Source organism: Hydrogeniiclostridium mannosilyticum, from assembly GCF_003268275.1.
GTDB lineage: Bacteria > Bacillota > Clostridia > Oscillospirales > Acutalibacteraceae > Hydrogeniiclostridium > Hydrogeniiclostridium mannosilyticum.
Genome location: NZ_QLYR01000002.1, coordinates 125,649 through 145,097 on the forward strand (window position 1 = coordinate 125,649; position 19,449 = coordinate 145,097).

General features: G+C 56.2%; 28 protein-coding genes. 25 read left to right on the forward strand and 3 right to left on the reverse strand.

Annotated features, from left to right (window positions below; all coding sequences use genetic code 11):
• Positions 1-144: 144 nt before the first annotated feature.
• The 3 genes from DPQ25_RS05370 to DPQ25_RS05380 all read right to left on the reverse strand — a co-directional run bounded on the left by DPQ25_RS05370 (position 145) and on the right by DPQ25_RS05380 (position 5,685).
• The gene (locus DPQ25_RS05370) at positions 145-2,670 is read right to left on the reverse strand and encodes a glycoside hydrolase family 2 protein (protein ID WP_177576857.1); all 2,526 of its coding nucleotides are present in this window, start codon (positions 2,668-2,670) and stop codon (positions 145-147) included.
• A 282-nt stretch (positions 2,671-2,952) separates the two neighbouring features.
• Positions 2,953-4,218 (reverse strand): Gfo/Idh/MocA family protein, encoded by a 1,266-nt coding sequence (locus DPQ25_RS05375; protein WP_112332158.1) that lies wholly within the window; start codon positions 4,216-4,218, stop codon positions 2,953-2,955.
• 201 nt (positions 4,219-4,419) lie between these two features.
• Positions 4,420-5,685 (reverse strand): Gfo/Idh/MocA family protein, encoded by a 1,266-nt coding sequence (locus tag DPQ25_RS05380; protein WP_112332159.1) that lies wholly within the window; start codon positions 5,683-5,685, stop codon positions 4,420-4,422.
• Between the two features lie 317 nt (positions 5,686-6,002).
• On the opposite strand from DPQ25_RS05380, the gene DPQ25_RS05385 reads away from it, so the two are divergent.
• From DPQ25_RS05385 to map, 25 genes are all read left to right on the forward strand, one after another.
• Positions 6,003-7,043 carry a substrate-binding domain-containing protein gene (locus DPQ25_RS05385; RefSeq protein WP_177576858.1) on the forward strand — a complete coding sequence of 347 codons (1,041 nt, stop codon included), beginning with the start codon at positions 6,003-6,005 and terminating at the stop codon, positions 7,041-7,043.
• Between the two features lie 427 nt (positions 7,044-7,470).
• Positions 7,471-7,782: a 30S ribosomal protein S10 gene (gene rpsJ / locus DPQ25_RS05390; RefSeq protein ID WP_112332161.1), complete on the forward strand. Its 312-nt coding sequence runs from the start codon at positions 7,471-7,473 to the stop codon at positions 7,780-7,782.
• Between the two features lie 68 nt (positions 7,783-7,850).
• The gene (gene rplC / locus DPQ25_RS05395; protein ID WP_112332162.1) at positions 7,851-8,483 is read left to right on the forward strand and encodes a 50S ribosomal protein L3; all 633 of its coding nucleotides are present in this window, start codon (positions 7,851-7,853) and stop codon (positions 8,481-8,483) included.
• A 17-nt stretch (positions 8,484-8,500) separates the two neighbouring features.
• Positions 8,501-9,124 carry a 50S ribosomal protein L4 gene (gene rplD, locus DPQ25_RS05400; RefSeq protein WP_112332163.1) on the forward strand — a complete coding sequence of 208 codons (624 nt, stop codon included), beginning with the start codon at positions 8,501-8,503 and terminating at the stop codon, positions 9,122-9,124.
• Positions 9,124-9,414 (forward strand): 50S ribosomal protein L23, encoded by a 291-nt coding sequence (gene rplW, locus DPQ25_RS05405; protein WP_112332164.1) that lies wholly within the window; start codon positions 9,124-9,126, stop codon positions 9,412-9,414. Before rplD ends, rplW begins: the two co-directional genes overlap by 1 nt.
• A 135-nt stretch (positions 9,415-9,549) precedes the next feature.
• Positions 9,550-10,383 (forward strand): 50S ribosomal protein L2, encoded by an 834-nt coding sequence (gene rplB / locus DPQ25_RS05410; protein WP_112332165.1) that lies wholly within the window; start codon positions 9,550-9,552, stop codon positions 10,381-10,383.
• Between the two features lie 28 nt (positions 10,384-10,411).
• Positions 10,412-10,690 carry a 30S ribosomal protein S19 gene (rpsS, locus tag DPQ25_RS05415; protein WP_112332166.1) on the forward strand — a complete coding sequence of 93 codons (279 nt, stop codon included), beginning with the start codon at positions 10,412-10,414 and terminating at the stop codon, positions 10,688-10,690.
• A 21-nt stretch (positions 10,691-10,711) separates the two neighbouring features.
• Positions 10,712-11,047, forward strand: a complete 336-nt coding sequence (gene rplV, locus DPQ25_RS05420) for a 50S ribosomal protein L22 (protein ID WP_112332167.1) — start codon at positions 10,712-10,714, stop codon at positions 11,045-11,047.
• A gap of 21 nt (positions 11,048-11,068) precedes the next feature.
• On the forward strand, positions 11,069-11,740 hold the full coding sequence (gene rpsC, locus DPQ25_RS05425) for a 30S ribosomal protein S3 (protein ID WP_112332168.1): 672 nt from the start codon (positions 11,069-11,071) through the stop codon (positions 11,738-11,740).
• Positions 11,740-12,165, forward strand: a complete 426-nt coding sequence (rplP, locus tag DPQ25_RS05430) for a 50S ribosomal protein L16 (protein ID WP_112332169.1) — start codon at positions 11,740-11,742, stop codon at positions 12,163-12,165. The genes rpsC and rplP overlap by 1 nt, the downstream gene beginning before the upstream one ends.
• Positions 12,165-12,371, forward strand: a complete 207-nt coding sequence (gene rpmC, locus DPQ25_RS05435; RefSeq protein ID WP_112332170.1) for a 50S ribosomal protein L29 — start codon at positions 12,165-12,167, stop codon at positions 12,369-12,371. Before rplP ends, rpmC begins: the two co-directional genes overlap by 1 nt.
• A 17-nt stretch (positions 12,372-12,388) precedes the next feature.
• The gene (rpsQ, locus tag DPQ25_RS05440; RefSeq protein WP_177576859.1) at positions 12,389-12,646 is read left to right on the forward strand and encodes a 30S ribosomal protein S17; all 258 of its coding nucleotides are present in this window, start codon (positions 12,389-12,391) and stop codon (positions 12,644-12,646) included.
• A 39-nt stretch (positions 12,647-12,685) separates the two neighbouring features.
• On the forward strand, positions 12,686-13,054 hold the full coding sequence (rplN, locus tag DPQ25_RS05445) for a 50S ribosomal protein L14 (protein WP_112332171.1): 369 nt from the start codon (positions 12,686-12,688) through the stop codon (positions 13,052-13,054).
• Positions 13,055-13,071: 17 nt separating this feature from the next.
• Positions 13,072-13,392, forward strand: a complete 321-nt coding sequence (gene rplX / locus DPQ25_RS05450; protein WP_112332172.1) for a 50S ribosomal protein L24 — start codon at positions 13,072-13,074, stop codon at positions 13,390-13,392.
• Positions 13,393-13,405: 13 nt separating this feature from the next.
• Positions 13,406-13,945, forward strand: coding sequence for a 50S ribosomal protein L5 (gene rplE / locus DPQ25_RS05455; protein ID WP_112332173.1), 540 nt, complete (start codon positions 13,406-13,408; stop codon positions 13,943-13,945).
• 13 nt (positions 13,946-13,958) lie between these two features.
• On the forward strand, positions 13,959-14,144 hold the full coding sequence (locus DPQ25_RS05460) for a type Z 30S ribosomal protein S14 (RefSeq protein ID WP_112332174.1): 186 nt from the start codon (positions 13,959-13,961) through the stop codon (positions 14,142-14,144).
• Positions 14,145-14,169: 25 nt separating this feature from the next.
• A complete protein-coding gene (rpsH, locus tag DPQ25_RS05465; RefSeq protein WP_112332175.1) occupies positions 14,170-14,568 on the forward strand; it encodes a 30S ribosomal protein S8 in 399 nt (132 codons plus the stop codon).
• A gap of 16 nt (positions 14,569-14,584) precedes the next feature.
• Positions 14,585-15,133, forward strand: coding sequence for a 50S ribosomal protein L6 (gene rplF, locus DPQ25_RS05470; RefSeq protein WP_112332176.1), 549 nt, complete (start codon positions 14,585-14,587; stop codon positions 15,131-15,133).
• Between the two features lie 18 nt (positions 15,134-15,151).
• Positions 15,152-15,511: a 50S ribosomal protein L18 gene (gene rplR, locus DPQ25_RS05475; RefSeq protein WP_112332177.1), complete on the forward strand. Its 360-nt coding sequence runs from the start codon at positions 15,152-15,154 to the stop codon at positions 15,509-15,511.
• Positions 15,512-15,529: 18 nt separating this feature from the next.
• Positions 15,530-16,033 carry a 30S ribosomal protein S5 gene (gene rpsE, locus DPQ25_RS05480; RefSeq protein ID WP_112332178.1) on the forward strand — a complete coding sequence of 168 codons (504 nt, stop codon included), beginning with the start codon at positions 15,530-15,532 and terminating at the stop codon, positions 16,031-16,033.
• A 12-nt stretch (positions 16,034-16,045) separates the two neighbouring features.
• Complete coding sequence (rpmD, locus tag DPQ25_RS05485) at positions 16,046-16,225, forward strand: 50S ribosomal protein L30 (protein WP_112332179.1); 180 nt, start codon at positions 16,046-16,048, stop codon at positions 16,223-16,225.
• A 23-nt stretch (positions 16,226-16,248) separates the two neighbouring features.
• Positions 16,249-16,689 (forward strand): 50S ribosomal protein L15, encoded by a 441-nt coding sequence (gene rplO / locus DPQ25_RS05490; RefSeq protein ID WP_112332180.1) that lies wholly within the window; start codon positions 16,249-16,251, stop codon positions 16,687-16,689.
• Positions 16,690-18,039, forward strand: a complete 1,350-nt coding sequence (gene secY, locus DPQ25_RS05495; protein ID WP_112332181.1) for a preprotein translocase subunit SecY — start codon at positions 16,690-16,692, stop codon at positions 18,037-18,039.
• A 13-nt stretch (positions 18,040-18,052) separates the two neighbouring features.
• The gene (locus DPQ25_RS05500) at positions 18,053-18,685 is read left to right on the forward strand and encodes an adenylate kinase (protein ID WP_112332182.1); all 633 of its coding nucleotides are present in this window, start codon (positions 18,053-18,055) and stop codon (positions 18,683-18,685) included.
• Between the two features lie 4 nt (positions 18,686-18,689).
• A complete protein-coding gene (gene map, locus DPQ25_RS05505) occupies positions 18,690-19,442 on the forward strand; it encodes a type I methionyl aminopeptidase (RefSeq protein WP_112332183.1) in 753 nt (250 codons plus the stop codon).
• Positions 19,443-19,449 lie beyond the last annotated feature (7 nt).

Genomic DNA, 19,449 nt, shown 5'->3' on the forward strand with positions numbered 1-19,449 from the left:
AAAAGGGTTGGCGCCCCGCTGCGCTTTTTCGCATGCGCCTGCCGCCGGGCTGCCCTCGCTTCCGCGGTGCAGGCGGCCAGCAGAACGCGGCCCGTTGCCAGCGGGGAAGGTACGGGGGACAGCGTGCTGCGTGCCCGGCGGGGGTCACAGCTCCCCAAGCCAGTGAATGTCGATGCGGCCGCTCTGATGGGCGAAGGATTCCTCAAAGCGGATGGTGCGGGCCTCGCCGGGCATCAGGCTGAAGAAATTATCCGCAAATACATAATCGCCGTCCAGGGAAACCGCGTGTGCGTAATGCTCTGCCTGAACGGTGATGTAGTCCTCGCCGCGCTCAAGGCAGCGCACCTGGGTGGCGGGAAAGCGCACGTCTTGAGGGCGTGCGGGGAAGAAGAAGGTGCGGTCGGTCCCCTCTGCCGTCTCAAGCGTGCAGAGCAGCAGGGTGCTGTCCGAGCCCAGGCTGTCGATTTCAGCGGCGGGAACCTCGATAACCGGGCTGGAACAGTTGGCTTCCACGGCGAAGTTTGCGCGGCGCTCCCAAAGTGTTTTTTCCTGCTGCAGGTCGTACAGCAGGAGGCATGCCCGCCCTTCGGCAGGGTGGGGGCTGTCGCTGCAGGCGAACGCCCGGTAAAGGCCGGCGCTGCGGTCAATAGCGGCAATCAGGGGCTTTGAGGCGCGCTTGAAGCCGTAATAGCCCGCCTTGGGCGTGCCATAGTAGTCGATGAGCGCCCAGCCGGAGGCCGGCCAGCAGTCGTTGAGCATCCAATAAATCAGCCCGGAGGAGAACCACTTGCTGCGGCGGAACAGCTCCATGGTAAGGCGTACCCATTCATACTGGACATATTGCATTTTAAATACCTTGTCAAGGCCGCTTTTGGGCGTGCCGAAGAGCTTGGCGGCGATTGCGCGCAGGTAATCAAAAATTTCAAATTCCCGGAAGGCCTCCGCGGGGTTGTTTTTGGTGTGGTAGCGCCAGATGGCGTCATCCTCCCCAAAAATGTCCTCTTCCGTCATGAAACGGCGCAGGGAGGCGATCTGCGGCGCGCCCATCACCGGCTCCTCCGCACAGAAGCGGGCCAGAAAATAGTCGAAGTACTCCCGGTAATCCAACAGGTCGTGAAAGCGAATGTACCCGAACCAATCGCCGATGTAATTGGTGTTGTGCGTGGTTCCGCGGGTGATGGAGCCATAAGGCGTCCCGCCGTATGGGCTTGAGGGCAGGAACGCGCGGTGGGGGTCCAGCATGCGCAGCACGGGCCCGATGGCGGCCAGCGCGGACTTGCGCCCGGTATAATCCTGCATATTTTCATCGGCGGCCATAGCGTTTTCGTTGTCGCCGCTCCACCATGCCAGGCAGGCGTGGGAGCGCAGCCGTTTGGCGGCGTGCTCCGCCTCCAGGCGCAGGTGCTCCAGAAATGCCGCGTCGTCCTCCGGGTAGTCGCCGCAGGCCATGAGAAAGTCCTGGGTCACCAGCAGGCCGAGACGGTCGCAGGCATCATAGAAGCTGTCCTGCTCGAAGATGCCGCCGCCCCAGACACGGACCATGTTTGCGTGGCCCCTGGCAGCCAGGGTGAGCAACGCGGTGATTTTCTCCGCTGTTTCCGCGGAGGGGAAGGGCTCGCAGGGCACCCAGTTGGCGCCTTTGCAGAAAATGCGGACGCCGTTGACCAGGACGATGAAGCCGGAAAATTCCTCATTGCGGTCCCAGGAAGCGTTTTCACCGGAAACGTGCGGCGCTTTTTTCAGCTTCAGGCATTTTTCGTAGGCTTCTGACCCGGGCGGGTCGGGCAGCTGTAGAATTTTGACGGTGCGGATGCCGAGGTGCAGCGTCCGGCTGTCGAGCTCACGGCGCAGCGTCTCGTCCTCATAAACCGAGACGGACACCCGGTACAGCGGCTGGCTGCCGTAGCCGTTGGGGTACCAGAGCTGCGGGTGCGGAATATCTACGGTTTCCTCGATGGTGGGCTCGACGATCCGGCGGATTTTTTGATAGAGAAGCCTGCCTGCCGGGTCCGTAATGGCGTAACGGGCATAGGCGCCGGAGCCATGGAGCTCAAACGCAAGCTCAAGGCCGATCTGCGCGGAATATTCATCCACATTTTTCGTATACAGGTAGACGCTGTCAAGCTGAGCCTTCCCGGGCAGGCAGACCCGGCAGGAGCCGCAGATGCCGCAGGTGACAAAACGGTTGACCCAGTCCCAGTAATAGGTGCACTGAATGCGGCGGGTATAGAGGCGCTCGGTGGTAAACGCGCCCGGGCGCGCGGGCAGGCCCCTCGTCATGGCGGTGGGCGAGCGGAAGGCCACGCAGAGGGTGTTTATGCCCAGTACGGCGTGGCGGAGCGGAAAGCGATGCGGGATGTGCATATCGTCCGCCTGCCCGATGCGGTGCCCGTTCAAAAAGATGTCGCAGTAGACGTCGAGCCCATCAAAGCACAGGTAGGCGTCCTCGCTGAGCTCATCCAGCTCAAATTCGCGTTCATAGGTCCAGCTCCAGCCTTCAATCCACTGGCATTCATCCGCGTTATAACGGTAAAAGGGGTCGGGAATTTTGCCCTTCCGCAGCAGGTCGGTGTGGACACAGCCGGGAACCGTGCCTGCAAAGGCGATGGCGTTCCCTTCCGGTGAAATCCCTTTGCCGCGCCAGGAACCGTCCAGGGTGATGGTCTTCATCGCGAGTTCCTCCCTCATTTTCAATCTATGTTTTCAGTTTATCACACCGGACGGCGGGTGTAAACGGGCAGAACCCGGATTCATCCTTCAAATTCATAGAAAGGGGGAACGCGCTTGCCGCGGCCGGGGATAAAATTTTTGGCGCGGGCTGTAACTGTCTGCAGACTGTCTGCGGACAGCCTGTGGAGCCGGGCAAAGAAAAACCGTGCGGAAGCCGCAAGGCTCTGCACGGTTTGGCTGGGGCGAACGGGCGCACAGCCTTGGGAAAGCCGGTGGCCGCGCTTATTCCGCGTTTTTGCCGGAGAGCCAGAGCTGACGGACGTTCTCGTAAACCTCGTCCGGGATGTTCTGCTCGCCGTAGATGGAGATGGGCAGCAGCTGGTCGCCGGCGACGGCTGGGTCCGTACAGGCGTTGTCGTTGCGCCAGGCGTCGCGCTCCTCTTTGTTGCGCAGGTTCGGCACTTGGACCGGTGCGTTCCCGTTTAGGATAGAGCGGTAGGCGAGGATGCCACAGATGCCCATGTCGACGGCCTGGTAAACGTCGATGCTGTATTTCATGCCCTCGGGGCGGCCGAGGATTTTCTGAATAAAGAAATGGGTGGCGTAGAAGTCGCTGCCGTTATGGCCGGAAGCGCCGCTGTTGGCGGCGAGCTCGGCCTCGACAAACTTCTGCGGGGCGTATTTTTCCAGGTTGCCCTGGCAGAGCTTGCCGCCCTCTATGTAGACATTCAGCAGAGAGGGGTCGAAGCGCTCGGTTTCCATCATGCCCTTGTCGCCGTAGACCTGGTAGTTGATGCTGCCGGGCTCCCGCTTCAGGCCGCCGTTGATGCTGCGGGCGATGGCGCCGTTGTCAAAGGTGATCATAATAAAGCCGGCAGCATGGCCGCCATGATGGCCGAGCTTGAGGAACTGCGGATTCATCCGGCCCTCAAAGCCGACGACCTGGACCGGCCGCCGTCCGGTAATGGTGAGCATGGGCCCGATGCTGTGGGTGCAGTAGAAGGTGCAGAACTCCCGGTTGCGCCAATGGTCGCGCTCGCCGTAGGTGATGGAGGGCCAGATGGAGGAGCAGTCGTGGATGTACTCGCCCTCCGCATAAGTAACCTCGCCGATATCGCCGTTTTCATAGCGCCGCCACATCTCGAAGGTCTGGTCCATATAGCAGTAGTTTTCGGCATAGGCGTAGACCTTGCCGGACGCCTCGACGGCCTCGATGAGCGCGACGGCCTCCGCCATAGTCTGGCAGGGCAGCACCTCGCTAAGCACATGGCGGCCGGAGTTGAGCAGGCGGATGGCAAAGGGAGCGTGCTCATTGGCATAGTTGGCCAGGATGACCGCGTCCATGTCGTGCTTGAAGAAGTCCTCGAAGTCTTCATAGAGCGCGACCTCGATGCCGGCCTTTTCGGCGGACTGCGCCACCTCGTCGAGCAGCGGGCGGTATTTATCGCACACGGCGACCAGGTCCGCCTCGGGATGGTATTCGAGAACGTCGATCATGCATTTGCCGCGCGCCGCGCCGAACACGCCGATTTTTACTTTTTCTGACATCTTGTCAACCTCTTTTCTTCGGTAGTGAGTTTTAGCGAAAAGTTCTTCCTCCTTGGAAAACGGAAACAGCGGGTGCGTGCGGCAACATGAGGGATGAAGTCCCGGGCGCACTGCCCGACAGTACCGATATTATCCCATACGGTTCAGTTTTCCGTAATGTGCAGGTGCGCTAAAGATCCCTGCGCTTTTTTGTCAAAATCGTTATTCTGCATTCTTGCCGGAGAGCCAGAGCTGGCGGACGTTCTCGTAAACTTCGTCCGGAAGGTCCTGCTCGCCATAGGCAGAAAGCGGCAGCAGCTGGTCGCCGGCGACGGCGGGATCCGTACAGGCGTTGTCGTTGCGCCAGGCGTCGCGTTCCTCTTTGTTGCGCAGGTTCGGCACTTGGACCGGTACGTTGCCGTTCAGGATGGAGCGATAGGCGAGGATGCCGCAGATGCCCATGTCGACAGCCTGGTAAACGTCGATGCTGTATTTCATGCCCTCGGGACGGCCGAGAATTTTCTGAATAAAGAAATGGGTGGCGTAGAAGTCGCTGCCGTTGTGGCCGGAAGCGCCGCTGTTGGTGGCGAGTTCGGCCTCGACAAACTTCTGTGGGGCGTATTTTTCCAGATTGCCCTGGCAGAGCTTGTCGCCCTCCGTATATACGTTCAGCATAGTGGTATCGAAGCGCTCGGTTTCCATCATGCCCTTGTCGCCATATACTTGGTAGTTGACGCTGGGGGGCTCCCGCTTGAGACCCCCATTGGCGCTGCGAACGATGGCGCCGTTGTCAAAGGTGACGGTCATAAAACCGGTGGTGTGGCCGCTGGGGTGGCCGAGCTTGAGGAACTGCGGGTTCATCCGGCTTTCAAAGCCGACGACCTGGACCGGCCGTTGTCCGGTGATGGTAAGGATGGGCCCAAGGCTGTGCGTACAGTAAAAGGTGCAGAACAATCGGTTGCGCCAGTGGTCGCGCTCGCCATAGGTGATGGAAGGCCATCCGGCAGAGCAGTCGTGAATGTATTCGCCCTCTGCATAGACAACCTCACCGATATCGCCGTTTTCATAGCGGCGCCACATCTCGAAGGTCTGGTCCATGTAGCAGTAGTTCTCGGCGTAGGCGTAGACCTTGCCGGACGCCTCGACGGCCTCGATGAGCGCGACGGCCTCGGCCATGGTCTGGCAGGGCAGCACCTCACTGAGGACATGGCGACCGGATTTGAGTAAGCGGATGGCGTAGGGGGCGTGCTGGGTTGCGTAGTTCGCCAGAACCACCGCATCCATGTCGTGCTTGAAGAAGTCCTCGAAGTCTTCATAGAGCGCGACCTCGATGCCGGCCTTCTCGGCGGACTGCGCCACTTCGTCGAGCAGCGGGCGGTATTTATCGCACACGGCGACCAGGTCCGCCTCGGGGTGGTATTCGAGAACATCGATCATGCATTTGCCGCGTGCCGCGCCAAATACGCCAATTTTTACTTTTTCTGACATCTTGTCAACCTCTTTTCTTCAGTAGTGCGTTTTAGACGGAAACCCCCTCTGTAGAAGGCTCTCCCGTTCTCGGAAACGAAAGCAGCGGGCGCGCCGGAAAAAGCAAGAGCTGGGGCTCGTGGGCCGTGCCGCCCGACATTACCGGTATTATCCCACACGGTTCAGTTTTCCGTAATGTGCAGGTGCGCTAAAGATAAAAAATAATTTTTGTCAAAAATCACCTTGAAAAAGATGGCGCATCCATGGCTGATATGTTAGAATCATCTTTATTAAGGCATGGTTTCAGCGTGGAAACGGTTGCCGGAGTGGAGGGCAGGATGGACAGAGAGCGGAAGGAAAGGGGAATCGACGCCGTATCCCGGTTGGCGAACGTGTCCAAGGCAACGGTGTCCAAGGCGATGAATAATTGCGGGTCTATGGAGCAGGGCGTGAAAAACGCAGTGCTGGAGGCGGCCCGCAAGCTGCAATATGAGCCTGCCCGGAAGGAACGCCTGCGCCGCGCGGAGGCGGTCATCGGGGTGGTGATGCCCGCAAAGCCGAAATATTTCTGGGGAGAAGTGATCAGAGGGGTGCGGGCCGCGGACCGGGAGGCCGGGGATGTGGGGATGGTTCTGAGCCTTTTTTCCGACCTGAGCAGTGAGCGAGACGCGCTGTACTGTATGGACTATATGGAGGATCTGCGGCCCGATATGCTGATTGTCGTGCCGCCGCCGTTTTTTTCCGTCCAGGAGCGCCTGCGCGGGTTGACGGAAAAGCTGCCGGTGGTCAGCCTTGTTGAAACCGGGGCGTTCCCGGAGCTGTTCTATGTAGGCGCAAATTATTATAAGGATGGCATGCGGTTGGCGCGCGCGGGGGCCGGGGCGGTCCGGCGGGGGCCCGGCATTGTACATGTGCACGGCCTGGATATGCCGATGGCCCGGACGCGCGACGAGAGCTTCCGCCGGGAGTTAGGCAGCCTGGTGCCGGAGGCCCGCTGGCTGGGCAGCGTGGACATGGGGCTGCTGGCTTCCACCGTGGCGGCGGCACAGCTGGCGCGTACGCTCAGTGAACGCTTCGGCAGCGCGTTCGGCACGGTGTATGTGTCGCAGGGAGATGTCCCGCAGGTGTGCCTGGCGCTGCAGAAGATGCGGCGCCTGTCCAGCGTGGCGGTGCTGGGGTACGAAAACCCGGAGAAAAACGCTGCTTACCTGGAAAATGGAACCATTGCCGCTTTGGTGGAGCAGGACGCTTACCGGCAGGGCTACCTGTGCATGCGGGCCGCGCTGGATTACTGGCGCACGGGGGCGCTGCCGGAGAACAGGCGGCTTTTCGTCCCCTCCGCCCTGGTTACCGGCAGCCGTCCGGGCCGCGAAGGCTGACGGCTGCCGCGGATCCGGCTTAACTTGGGGACTGTTTATTGAGAATATAAAAATATATATAGTGCACAAAAAGTAAACGAAATTTTCTTGCAAAAAAGAGAAAAAAATTCTTGCAATCCCTGTAAGGGTATGGTATTATAATAGAGCATGACTGCGACAGATATGCGTTGAAGCGGGAGGTTGCGGCTGAAATACGCCGGTTTTTCCGTGGAGTATGTCCGATTTTAAACCGGGCGATAAATATTTGGATGTGCCGTATAAGGACTGGGTTGCGTGCCTTGGCTATATCCAGACGTTTTTATGCTTACACCCGGATTTTCCAACTGAAAAGGGAATCCGGTTTTTTTATGCCGGATGGTGAAACACCCGGCGCTGTGTATGCAAATTAAAAACGCCGCCCGCCAACTACAATAAGGAGGCGATTTTAGTGGCAGTCAAAGAAAAAATCAGGATCAGAATCAAGGGGTACGATCATCTGCTGGTGGACCAATCCGCTGAGAAAATCGTACAGACAGCAAAGCGCACCGGCGCACGCGTGAGCGGGCCCGTGCCGCTGCCGACCGAGAAGCAGGTTGTGACCATCCTGCGCGCTGTTCACAAGTATAAGGACAGCCGCGAGCAGTTTGAGATGAGAACCCATAAGAGGCTGATCGACATCCTGCGCCCGTCCAACAAAACCGTTGAGGCGTTGATGGGCCTGGAGCTCCCCGCCGGCGTTGAAGTGGAGATCAAGCTCTAATTCAACCTACCAGCGGCCGAGGTCATGTTGGCAATGCCAACCAATAACCTGAACTAGGAGGAAAAAACATGCAAAAAGGTATCATCGGCAAGAAAATCGGCATGACGCAGATTTTCGATGAAAAGGGCAATGTGGTTCCCGTAACCGTCATCGAAGCCGGCCCCTGCGTGATTGCGCAGAAGAAAACCGTTGAAAACGACGGCTATGCGGCTGTGCAGATGGGCTTCAAGGATTTGAAGGCCAACAAGGTGACCAAGCCCATGAAGGGCCATTTCGCCAAGGGCGACGTCGCCCCGAAGAAGGTCCTGCGCGAGTTCCGTTTCGAGAACACAGAGGCCTATAACGTAGGCGACCTGGTAAAGGCGGACGTTTTCGCCGGCGGCGACCACGTGGACGTTTCCGCCACCAGCAAGGGCAAGGGCTACGCCGGCGTTATTAAGCGCTGGAACTTCCACCGCCTGAAGGAAACCCACGGTTCCGGCCCTGTCGCCCGTCACGGCGGTTCCAACGGCGCAAACTCCAGCCCGTCCAGAGTTTTTCCCGGCCTGAAGATGGCCGGCCATCTGGGCGCCGAGAAGGTGACCGTCCAGAACCTTGCAGTCGTGAAGGTAGACGCGGAAAATAATCTGATCGCTCTCAAGGGCGCAGTGCCTGGCCCCAACGGCGGCATTGTCGTGATCCGCGACAGCGTCAAGGCGTAAGGGAAGGAGGAATTGTAATGCCTACAGTAGCAGTACTTGATATGAACGGCAAGGAAGTTGAGAAAATCGACCTTTCCGAAGCTATTTTTGGGATTGAACCCAATAAGAGCGTTATGCTCCACATGGTCAAGAACTATCTGGCCAACCAGCGTCAGGGCACACAGTCCGCGCTGACACGCGCAGAGGTTTCCGGCGGCGGCAAAAAGCCGTGGCGCCAGAAGGGGACCGGCCGCGCAAGACAGGGCTCCACCCGCGCTCCCCAGTGGACGCACGGCGGCATTGTCTTTGCGCCGAAGCCGCGCGATTACAGCTATACCGTGAACAAGAAGGTTCGCCGGCTGGCAATGAAGTCCGCATTTTCCAGCAAGGTGCAGGACAATGAGCTCGTCGTCCTCGACAGCATTGCGCTGGACGAGTACAAGACCAAGACCATGGCCGCTATGCTCAAGGCCGTTGGCTCCGAGAAGAAGGCGTTGATTGTCCTCTCTGAAAAGAATGACAAGATCGTGGCCTCCGTTGCCAACATTCCGGGCGTTAAGACGGCTTTTGTGAACACATTGAATGTGTACGACATCCTCAATGCCGACAAGTTCATCGTCGTCAAGGATGCCGTCGCTCAGATTGAGGAGGTGTATGCGTGATGACAGCTCAGGACATTGTAATCCGCCCGATTATCACGGAGAGAAGCATGAGCGGGATCGCGATGAAAAAGTACACTTTCGAAGTTGCGAAAGATGCGACCAAGATTGATATTGCCAGAGCGGTGGAAGAACTGTTCGGCGTACAGGTGCAGAAGGTCAACACCATGCATGTGCGCGGACGCCTTCGCCGTCAGGGAAGAAGCCAGGGCTACACGCCTTCCTGGAAAAAGGCCATTGTGACCTTGAAGGAAGACAGCAAGACCATTGAATTCTTCGAAGGCATGATGTAAGCCAGGCCGAGCCTGGATGCACGGCCCGCCGCCTATGGCGGCCGAACGCTTAGTTTGGCGGTGAACAGCCGCCAAAGGCATGGATGGGGAATTTGGCAGTTTCCCGCAAAGCCATCATGAGGAGAGTGAAATCGAATGCCTATTATTATTTATAAACCGACAACGGCTGCCAGACGGAATATGTCTGTCATCGATTACACGAAGCTTTCCAAGGTTGACCCGGAGAAGAGCCTGCTGGCTCCTCTGAACAACAAATCCGGACGCAACAGCTACGGCCGGATCACTGTCCGCCACCGCGGCGGCGGCAACCGCAGAAAGTATCGTATCATCGACTTTAAGCGCCAGAAGGTCAATACCCCCGCAACTGTAAAAACCATTGAGTACGACCCGAACCGTTCCGCTTTTATTGCGCTGGTTGAATATGAGGACGGCGAGAAGAGATATATCATTGCCCCGAACGGCCTGAAGGTCGGAGACGTTGTTGTCTCTGGCGCAGATGCCGACATCAAGGCGGGCAACGCTCTGCCGCTGGCCAATATCCCGGTCGGTACCTTCATCCACAACGTTGAGCTCTATCCCGGCAAGGGCGCCCAGCTGGCGCGTGCCGCCGGTATTATGGCCCAGCTGATGGCGAAGGAGAACGGTCTGGCCCTCCTGCGCCTGCCCTCCGGCGAGCTGCGCAACGTCAGTGTCAACTGCATGGCCTCCATTGGCCAGGTCAGCAACATTGACCATGAGAACATGAAGATCGGCAAAGCAGGCCGTAAGCGCCACATGGGCTGGCGCCCGACCGTCCGCGGTTCTGTTATGAACCCGAACGACCACCCGCACGGCGGCGGCGAAGGCAAATCGCCGATCGGCCGCCCGGGCCCGGTTACTCCGTGGGGCAAGCCGGCTCTTGGTTACAAGACCCGCGCGCACCACAACCGCTCCGATAAGTTTATTGTCAAGCGCAGAAACGGCAAATAAGGTGTACGGAAAGGAGCTTGTTTAGATTATGAGTAGAAGCATAAAAAAGGGTCCTTATGTACAGCCTGTGCTGCTGAAAAGGATTCAAGAGATGAATGCTGCCGGTGAAAAGAAAATCGTTAAGACCTGGAGCAGAGCCTCTATGATTTTCCCCGATTTCGTCGGCCATACCATCGCAGTTCATGATGGCCGCAAGCATGTCCCGGTGTACGTCACCGAGGATATGGTTGGCCATAAGCTTGGTGAGTTTGCCCCCACGCGGACCTTTAAGGGCCATGCGGGCGCGAAGACCACCGGAACAAAATAACGGCCGAAAGGAGTGTATAGCATGGAAGCAAGGGCTGTTTTAAGATACGCCCGTATTTCTCCCCGCAAGGTGTCCATCGTGCTGGATTTAATTCGCAACAAGCCGGCGGACGTGGCAATGGCTATCCTCAAGCATACGCCGAAGGCCGCTAGCGAATACCTTGAGAAGTTGTTGAAATCGGCGGTCGCCAATGCGGAAAATAACCACAATATGGACGTTAGCAGGCTTTATGTAGCCGAGTGCCACGTAAGCCCGGGGCCCATCCTCAAACGTATCCGCCCGAGCGCACACGGTCGCGCGTTTCGTATCAATAAGAGAACCTCGCACGTTACCCTCGTGCTCAAGGAAAAAGAATAAGGCAGAAGAGGAGGTAAACTAATGGGCCAAAAAGTTAATCCGCATGGTCTCCGTGTGGGTATTATCAAGGATTGGGATTCCCGCTGGTTCGCAAAGAAAGCTGATTTCGGCGACACGCTCGTTGAAGATTATAATCTTCGCCGCACGCTGAAGAAGCAGCTCGGATCTGCCGGTATTCCGAAGATTGAAATTGAACGGGATGCTTCGAAGGTTCGCATTCACATCCACTGCGCCAAGCCGGGCATGGTCATCGGCAAGGGCGGCGCTGAAATTGAAAAGCTGCGCCTGCAGTGCGAGAGCATTTTGAAGAAGCCTGTCGCAATCAATATTGTTGAAGTAAAGTCGCCTGACATTAACGCTCAGCTCGTGGCAGAGAGCATCGCTCAGCAGCTGGAGAAGAGAATTTCTTTCCGCCGCGCCATGAAGCAGAGCATCGGCCGCGCCATGAAGCTCGGCGCCAAGGGTATTAAAACCCAGGTGTCCGGCCGTTTGGGCGGCGCTGAAATCGCCAGGACCGAGCAGTACCATGACGGCACGATTCCGCTGCAGACGCTGCGTGCCGACATTGACTACGGCTTTGCCGAGGCTGCCACCACCTATGGCCGCATCGGTGTGAAGGTTTGGATTTACAAGGGCGAAGTTCTCCATCAGGCGGCAGCAAAGCCGTCTCGTAGGGAAGGAGGCAAACAATAATGCTGATGCCTAAGCGCGTAAAATACCGCAGAGTACACCGCGGCCGTTTGACCGGCAAGGCATACCGCGGTAACAAGGTGAACTACGGCGATTTCGGCCTCCAGGCCCTGGAGCCCGCCTGGATCACCTCTAACCAGATTGAAGCCGCCCGTATTGCAATGACGCGTTATTGCAAGCGTTTCGGCCAAGTATGGATTAAGATTTTCCCTGACAAGCCCATTACCGAGAAGCCGGCTGAAACCCGCATGGGTTCCGGTAAAGGCTCGCCGGAATATTGGGTAGCAGTCGTCAAGCCCGGCAGAGTGATGTTTGAAATTGGCGGTGTTTCGGAGGAAACCGCAAGAGAGGCCCTGCGCCTCGCTTCTAACAAGCTGCCGATCCGCTGCAAGTTTGTCACTAAGGAAGAAACGGGGGTTGAGCAGTAATGAAGGCCTCAGAAGTCAGAGAATTAACGACCGCAGAGCTTGAATCGAAGTTGAAAGACCTCAAGGCCGAGCTTTTCAACCTGCGTTTCCAGCTCGCGATTAACCAGCTCGATAACCCGATGCGTATTTCTGCTGTCAAAAAGGATATCGCCCGCGTTAAGACAATCCTGCGCGAGAACGAGATCAAAGATAGCGCGAATGCGTAACGGAAGGAGGATTGGCTGTGAGCGATAGAAATATGAGAAAAACCGCGGTCGGCAAAGTTGTCAGCAACAAAATGGACAAGACGGTTGTCGTCGCGATTGAAGACAGTGTAAAGCATCCGCTTTATAAAAAGATTATCAAACGTACCGTCAGGCTGAAGGCACATGATGAGAACAATGAATGCACAATCGGTGACCGCGTGCGTGTGATGGAGACCCGTCCCATTTCCAAGGAAAAGAGATGGCGCCTCGTCGAGATTATTGAGAAGGCGAAATAACCCGCCTTCACAATTCAGCTTAGTTAGGAGGAACGTACTGTGATACAACAGCAGACCTACCTGAAGGTTGCCGATAACACCGGCGCGAAAGAGCTTATGTGCATCCGCGTTCTTGGCGGTACCGGCAGAAGGTATGCCAATATTGGTGACGTGGTAGTTGCTTCCGTTAAGAAAGCAGCGCCCGGCGGCCAGGTGAAAAAGGGCGACGTTGTGAAGGCGGTTATTGTCCGCACAACTTCTGGCGTCCGCCGTGATGACGGCACTTACATTCGTTTCGATGAGAATGCGGCCGTTATTATTAGAGAGGATAAGAACCCCAGGGGCACGCGTATCTTTGGGCCAGTGGCCAGAGAGCTTCGCGACAGGGATTACATGAAAATCCTGAGCCTTGCTCCTGAAGTGCTTTAATGGGAGGTGCTCACTTAATGAACAACAAAATTCATGTTAAAACCGGTGACACCGTCGTCATTTTAAATGGTAAGGATCGCGGCAAGCAGGGTAAAGTACTGGCTGTCAGCCCCAAAGAGGGCAAGGTCATTGTAGAAGGCCGCAATATGGTCAGCAAGCATGTGAAGCCCCGTAAAATGGGCGAGCAGGGCGGTATTGTCAAGGCCGAAAGCGCAATGTATGCCTGCAAGGTTCAAATTGTTTGCCCCCGCTGCGGCAAACCCACACGTGTTGCCCACAAAACCTATGAGGACGGCACGAAGGAACGCATTTGCGTAAAATGCGGCGAGTCGCTGTAAGGGAGGAAGAAACATGGCCAGAATGAAAGATTACTATAAGGCTGAAGTTGCTCCCGCTCTGATGAAGAAGTTTTCCTATAAGAGCGTGATGCAGATCCCGAAGCTCGACAAGATCGTCATTAACGTCGGCGCCGGCGAGGCAAAAGACAACGCAAAGGCGATTGACGCCATTATGAACGACCTGTCAGCAATTACGGGCCAGAAGCCCCAGGTTTGCAAGGCGAAGAAGTCGGTTGCAAACTTTAAACTCCGTGAGGGAATGAACATCGGCGTTAAGGTTACGCTGCGCGGCGAAAGAATGTATGAGTTCCTCGACCGCCTGTTTAATGTAGCGCTGCCCCGCGTCAGAGACTTCCGCGGAATTAACCCGAACTCCTTTGATGGCCGCGGCAACTATAATATGGGCATCAGAGAGCAGCTGATCTTCCCGGAGATCGACTATGATAAAATTGACAAGGTTCGCGGAATGGACATCTGTTTCGTGACCACTGCAAAGACCGACGAGGAATCCAGAGAGCTTTTGAGCCTCATGGGCGCCCCGTTTGCGAAATAAGGAGGGTTGAATTGTGGCCAAAACTTCTATGAAAGTCAGACAGAAGAGAGTGCAGAAGTACTCTTCCCGTGAATATAACAGATGCAAGATCTGTGGCAGGCCGCATGCCTATCTTCGCAAGTTCGGAATTTGCCGCATATGCTTCAGGGAGCTTGCTTATAAGGGCGAGATTCCCGGCGTGAAAAAGGCCAGCTGGTAAAGCATAAGCAAAGGAGGTAAACGGCATGCAAATTACGGATACGATCGCTGATTTGCTTACCCGTATTCGCAACGCGAGCTCTGCAAAGCATGATTCGGTTGAAATTCCCGCTTCCAATATGAAGAAAGCTATTGTTCAGATTTTGGTGGACGAGGGATATGTAAAGAGCTACACCGTTGTAGAGGACGGCAAACAGGGCGTCATCAAGGTAGTACTGAAATACAGCGAGGGCAAAATGCCCGTTATTAAAGGCTTGCGCAGAGTAAGTAAGCCGGGCCTGCGCATTTATTCCAATGCACAGGAGCTGCCCAGAGTCATGAAGGGCCTGGGCGTGGCTATCATTTCCACCAGCAAGGGCATCATGACGGACCGTCAGGCCCGCAGTGAGAACCTGGGCGGAGAAGTCCTGGCATTCGTATGGTAATGAAGGGGGTGCAGTAATGTCGCGAATTGGAAGAAAACCCATAAATATTCCCGCAGGCGTGACGGTCACCGTCGACGCAGGCGTTGTTACCGTCAAGGGGCCGAAGGGCACGCTGACACAGAACATCCACCCCAATATGAATGTTGCGGTGGAAGGCAATGAGATCCTCGTGACCCGTCCCAACGACGAAAAGGAAAACCGTTCCCTGCACGGGCTGACCCGTACCCTGGTACACAACATGGTGGTCGGCGTTACAGAGGGCTATAAGAAGACCCTGGAGGTCAACGGCGTTGGTTACCGTGTGCAGAAGCAGGGGAAGAACCTGGTAATGAACCTGGGCTATTCCCACCAGGTGACTGTCCCTGAAATTGAGGGCATCACCATTGAGTGCCCGTCCGCCAACTCCATTGTCGTGCTTGGCACCGACAAGCAGAAGGTTGGCCAGTTTGCAGCGGAAATCCGCGAGAAACGTCCGCCGGAGCCGTATAAGGGCAAGGGCATTCGTTACGAGGGCGAGTTTGTCCGCCGTAAGGAAGGCAAGGCCGGTAAGGGCGCCAAGAAGTAAAGAAAGGGTGAACCGTAAATGGTGAATAAGGCTGATAATAATAAAGCCAGGCTGAAGCGCCACTTGAGAGTGCGCGGCAAGATCTCGGGCACCGCGGAGCGCCCGCGCCTGAACGTTTTTCGCTCTGCCAAAAACATCTACGCCCAAATTATTGACGATGTCAAGGGCGTGACCCTGGTGTCGGCTTCCACTTTGGACAAAGAGTTCGAGGGGAACGGCGGAAACAAGGATGCTGCCCGCAAGGTTGGCGAGATGGTCGCGAAACGTGCCGTCGAGAAGGGTATTGACCAGGTCGTATTTGACCGCGGCGGTTATATTTTCCACGGCCGCGTCAAGGAGCTGGCCGAAGGCGCCCGTGAGGGCGGCCTCAAGTTCTAATGAAGGAGGAAGACACTTTTGGCTAGATTTGACGCAAGAAAGCAAGAAGACGAGTTCAAAGAGCACGTAGTCGCCATCAACCGTGTTTCCAAAACCGTAAAAGGCGGCCGTATCTTTAAGTTCGCCGCGCTCGTAGTCGTTGGCGACGGCAAGGGAACAGTCGGCTTTGGCATTGGCAAGGCCGGCGAGGTTCCGGATGCAATCCGCAAGGGCATTGACGACGCAAAGAAAAATCTGATCAAGGTTTCCATGCGCGGTTCTACCATCCCGCATGAAATCATTGGCGAGTTCGGCGCCGGCAGAGTGCTGATGAAGCCCGCCGCCCCCGGTACCGGCGTTATTGCCGGCGGCCCGGTTCGTGCGGTTATTGAAGCAGCCGGCATCAAAGACATCCGTACAAAAGCGCTCCGCTCCAACAATCCCTGCAATGTGGTGCGCGCTACGATAGACGGCATCTCCAAGCTCCGCACGGCTGAACAGGTCGCTGCTGTGCGCGGAAAGTCCGTAAAAGAAATTCTGTAAGGGGGAAGCAAGATGGCACAAGTGAAGGTGAAGCTGGTGAAAAGCCTCATCGGCTGCAAGAAAGACCAGATTGCAACCGCCCAGGCTCTTGGCCTGAAAAAAGTGGGCGATGTTTCCGTTCAGCCCGATAACGCTCAGACAAAGGGCAAGGTGGCGAAGATTGTCCACCTCATCGAGGTAAGCAACGCGTAACGAAAGCAAGGAGGTGCGAAGTAATGAAATTGCATGATTTGACGGCAGTACCGGGCTCCACCCGGGTTGCAAAGAGAATCGGCAGAGGCCACGGTTCCGGCCAGGGTAAGACCGCCGGCAAGGGCCACAAGGGCCAAAAGGCCCGTTCCGGTTACAGCATGCGCCCTGATTTTGAGGGCGGTCAGATGCCGTATAAAATGCGTGTTCCTAAGAGAGGCTTTAACAATATTTTTGCAAAGACGATCGTTTCGATCAATGTAGGCTCCTTGAACGTGTTTGAGGACGGCGCAGTGGTTGACGCAAAGGCGCTCTGCGAGGCCGGCTTGGTCAAAAAGGCTTGCGATGGCATTAAGGTTCTGAGCAACGGCACATTGACCAAGAAGCTGACCGTTCAAGTAGCTGCCTTCTCCGAGGCGGCAAAACAGAAGATCGAAGCCGCGGGTGGGAAGGCAGAGGTGATCTAATTGTTTAAAACAATTAAGAACGCCTGGGCGATCCCAGATCTTCGCCGGAAAATTCTATTCACGCTGCTCATCATTGTGATTTTCCGTTTTGGCTCCTGCATACCGGTTCCGTTCCTGAATGTGGACGCGCTGCGGGCCTTGATGGCACAGGTTGAGTCGAGCGGCACGGCACTGAGCTACATCAACATGCTCTCCGGCGGTGCTTTTGCAAACGCAACCCTGTTCGCAATGGGCATCACCCCCTACATCAACAGCTCCATTATTATGCAGCTGCTGACCGTGGCTATCCCCCCCCTGGAGCGGATGGCCAAGGAAGGGGAAGAGGGCCGCAAGAAGATCAGTACGATCACCCGTTATGTAACGGTTATCCTGGGCCTGATCCAAGGTGCCGCGTACTATTTCTACCTGAGAAACTCGGTGGCTACGGTCAACGGCAAGGCGACCAGCATCACCCTGTTCAACGACGGTTTTGCGCAGATTTTCTCAGCTTTTATCATCATCCTCTGCTTCACGGCAGGAACGGCGCTGATGATGTGGCTGGGCGAGCAGATCAACCAGAAGGGCATTGGCAACGGTATTTCCATTCTGTTGTTTGCCGGTATTGTGGCGCGTCTGCCGGTTACATTCGGCCTGCTGGGCACCTTCCTGGGCCAGGCCTTCGAAATGCCGAGCGCTTACGGCCAGTACTTTGTTCTGGTTCCGCTGTTTGTCCTAATCTTCCTCGTGGTTATCTGGGTCATTGTATTCATGAACGACTCCGAGCGGAGAATCCCTGTCCAATATGCCAAGCGCGTGGTGGGCCGGAAAATGTATGGAGGGCAGAGCACGCATATTCCAATTAAGGTTTCGATGTCCGGCGTTATGCCGATTATCTTTGCCAGCTCCATTCTCTCCATACCAAGCACCATTGAATTTTTCATGGGCAGAAACGCCCCGACGGAGGGCTTTGGCAGAGCGTTGCTGGATGCCTTCTCCTCAGAGGGCTGGATTTACTGCCTGTTGTATTTTGTCCTGATTATCCTCTTTGATTATTTCTATGTGACGATTCAGTATAATCCGGTGGAAATGGCCAATAATCTTCGTCAGAATAACGGCACCATCCCCGGTATCCGTCCCGGAAAGCCAACCTCGGACTTTATTGCGAAGATCCTGTCTAAGCTGACATTGATCGGCGCAATCTTCCTCGGCGTGATCGCGCTGCTGCCGATTATCTTCAGTAACTTGAGCGGCATGCATGGGCTTTCTATCGGCGGCACCTCCATCCTGATTTTGGTGGGCGTTGCCCTGGAGACGGTAAAACAGATGGAATCCCAGATGATGATGCGTCATTACAAGGGCTTCCTGGACTGATGGAGGAACAGATATGAATCTTATTCTTCTAGGAGCCCCGGGCGCCGGAAAAGGGACCCAGGCGGAAATAATCTGTGAGCATTTGAACATCCCTGCCGTTTCAACGGGAAATATAATCCGTGAGGCGCTGAAGAGCGGCACTGAGATGGGATTGCGTGCGAAGTCCTTTGTGGACGCGGGCAAGCTGGTACCGGACGAGGTTGTGATTGGCATCATTCAGGAGCGTTTGGCGAAGGATGACTGCAAAAACGGCTTTATTTTGGACGGCTTCCCCCGCACCATTCCTCAGGCCGAGGCTCTGGACAGCATGGGCGTTGTGATTGATAAAGTCATCGACATTGAGGTGCCGGACGAGAAAATCGTACAACGCATGTCCGGACGCCGTGTCTGCGAGAGCTGCGGCGCTTCCTACCACCTGCTTTATAAAAAGCCGGAGCAGGAGGGCGTTTGCGGTAAGTGCAGCGGCACCCTTGTTCAGCGTAAGGATGACCACCCGGATACCGTTTTGGCAAGACTGAAGGTTTACCACGAGGAGACAGAGCCCCTGAAGGATTATTACCAGAAGCAGGGCAAGCTCTTCGTTGTGGAAGGTCAGGAGGAAGTGGCGGACACCACAAAGCTGACCCTGGCTGCCGTGGAAGCGTGAACCTATGGTAGTGCTGAAGACAAAACGGGAGCTTTCCGCTATGCGGGAGGCCGGAAAAATTTCATCAAGGGCGCTGAGGCTGGCCGGCGAGGCGGTTCAGCCCGGTGTTTCAACGTGGGAGATCGACCGGCTTGTCCGGGAATTTATTGAAAAGCAAGGCGCCGTTCCCACCTTTTTGGGGTATGGCGGGTTCCCGGCAAGTTCCTGTATCTCCGTAAATAATGTGGTTATCCATGGCATACCAAGTAAGGACGCCGTCATCCGGCAGGGCGACATTGTCAGCATTGACATTGGCGCGACGTATGAGGGGTTTGTGGGAGACAACGCGTGGACCTTTCCATGCGGGGATGTCTCTCAAGAGGCCCAGGCCCTTATGGATGCAACACGTGAGGCGCTCTTTGAGGGGATTCAGGCCGCAAGGCCCGGAAACCGGATTGGAGACATCGGCAGCACGGTGCAAAGGTATGTCGAAGCTCGCGGTTACTCAGTGGTACGAGATTTTGTCGGCCACGGAGTAGGCGCGAAGATGCACGAGGACCCCAGCGTACCTAATTACGGCACACCCGGAAGGGGCGTGCGCCTGTTGCCAGGCATGACCATTGCTATTGAGCCTATGATTAACGCGGGCGTAAAGGAAGTAAAAGTTCTGAAAGACGGCTGGACAACGGTAACGGCCGACGGAAAGCTTTCTGCACATTTTGAACACTCCGTTGCCATTACAGAGAACGGGCCGGTTATTTTAACCTTGCCGGATTGAGGTGGCT

Coding starts and splice junctions, on each gene's coding strand:
- rplW (WP_112332164.1), top strand. CDS start 9,124: ATGACAGCTCAGGACATTGTAATCCGCCCGATTATCACGGAGAGAAGC.
- rplF (WP_112332176.1), top strand. CDS start 14,585: ATGTCGCGAATTGGAAGAAAACCCATAAATATTCCCGCAGGCGTGACG.
- rpmC (WP_112332170.1), top strand. CDS start 12,165: ATGAAGGCCTCAGAAGTCAGAGAATTAACGACCGCAGAGCTTGAATCG.
- rplP (WP_112332169.1), top strand. CDS start 11,740: ATGCTGATGCCTAAGCGCGTAAAATACCGCAGAGTACACCGCGGCCGT.
- rpmD (WP_112332179.1), top strand. CDS start 16,046: ATGGCACAAGTGAAGGTGAAGCTGGTGAAAAGCCTCATCGGCTGCAAG.
- rplD (WP_112332163.1), top strand. CDS start 8,501: ATGCCTACAGTAGCAGTACTTGATATGAACGGCAAGGAAGTTGAGAAA.
- DPQ25_RS05370 (WP_177576857.1), bottom strand. CDS start 2,670: ATGAAGACCATCACCCTGGACGGTTCCTGGCGCGGCAAAGGGATTTCA.
- rplV (WP_112332167.1), top strand. CDS start 10,712: ATGGAAGCAAGGGCTGTTTTAAGATACGCCCGTATTTCTCCCCGCAAG.
- DPQ25_RS05375 (WP_112332158.1), bottom strand. CDS start 4,218: ATGTCAGAAAAAGTAAAAATCGGCGTGTTCGGCGCGGCGCGCGGCAAA.
- map (WP_112332183.1), top strand. CDS start 18,690: ATGGTAGTGCTGAAGACAAAACGGGAGCTTTCCGCTATGCGGGAGGCC.
- DPQ25_RS05500 (WP_112332182.1), top strand. CDS start 18,053: ATGAATCTTATTCTTCTAGGAGCCCCGGGCGCCGGAAAAGGGACCCAG.
- rplR (WP_112332177.1), top strand. CDS start 15,152: ATGGTGAATAAGGCTGATAATAATAAAGCCAGGCTGAAGCGCCACTTG.
- rpsS (WP_112332166.1), top strand. CDS start 10,412: ATGAGTAGAAGCATAAAAAAGGGTCCTTATGTACAGCCTGTGCTGCTG.
- DPQ25_RS05380 (WP_112332159.1), bottom strand. CDS start 5,685: ATGTCAGAAAAAGTAAAAATTGGCGTATTTGGCGCGGCACGCGGCAAA.
- rplE (WP_112332173.1), top strand. CDS start 13,406: ATGGCCAGAATGAAAGATTACTATAAGGCTGAAGTTGCTCCCGCTCTG.
- rpsC (WP_112332168.1), top strand. CDS start 11,069: ATGGGCCAAAAAGTTAATCCGCATGGTCTCCGTGTGGGTATTATCAAG.
- rplO (WP_112332180.1), top strand. CDS start 16,249: ATGAAATTGCATGATTTGACGGCAGTACCGGGCTCCACCCGGGTTGCA.
- rplB (WP_112332165.1), top strand. CDS start 9,550: ATGCCTATTATTATTTATAAACCGACAACGGCTGCCAGACGGAATATG.
- DPQ25_RS05385 (WP_177576858.1), top strand. CDS start 6,003: ATGGACAGAGAGCGGAAGGAAAGGGGAATCGACGCCGTATCCCGGTTG.
- rpsH (WP_112332175.1), top strand. CDS start 14,170: ATGCAAATTACGGATACGATCGCTGATTTGCTTACCCGTATTCGCAAC.
- rplC (WP_112332162.1), top strand. CDS start 7,851: ATGCAAAAAGGTATCATCGGCAAGAAAATCGGCATGACGCAGATTTTC.
- rplX (WP_112332172.1), top strand. CDS start 13,072: ATGAACAACAAAATTCATGTTAAAACCGGTGACACCGTCGTCATTTTA.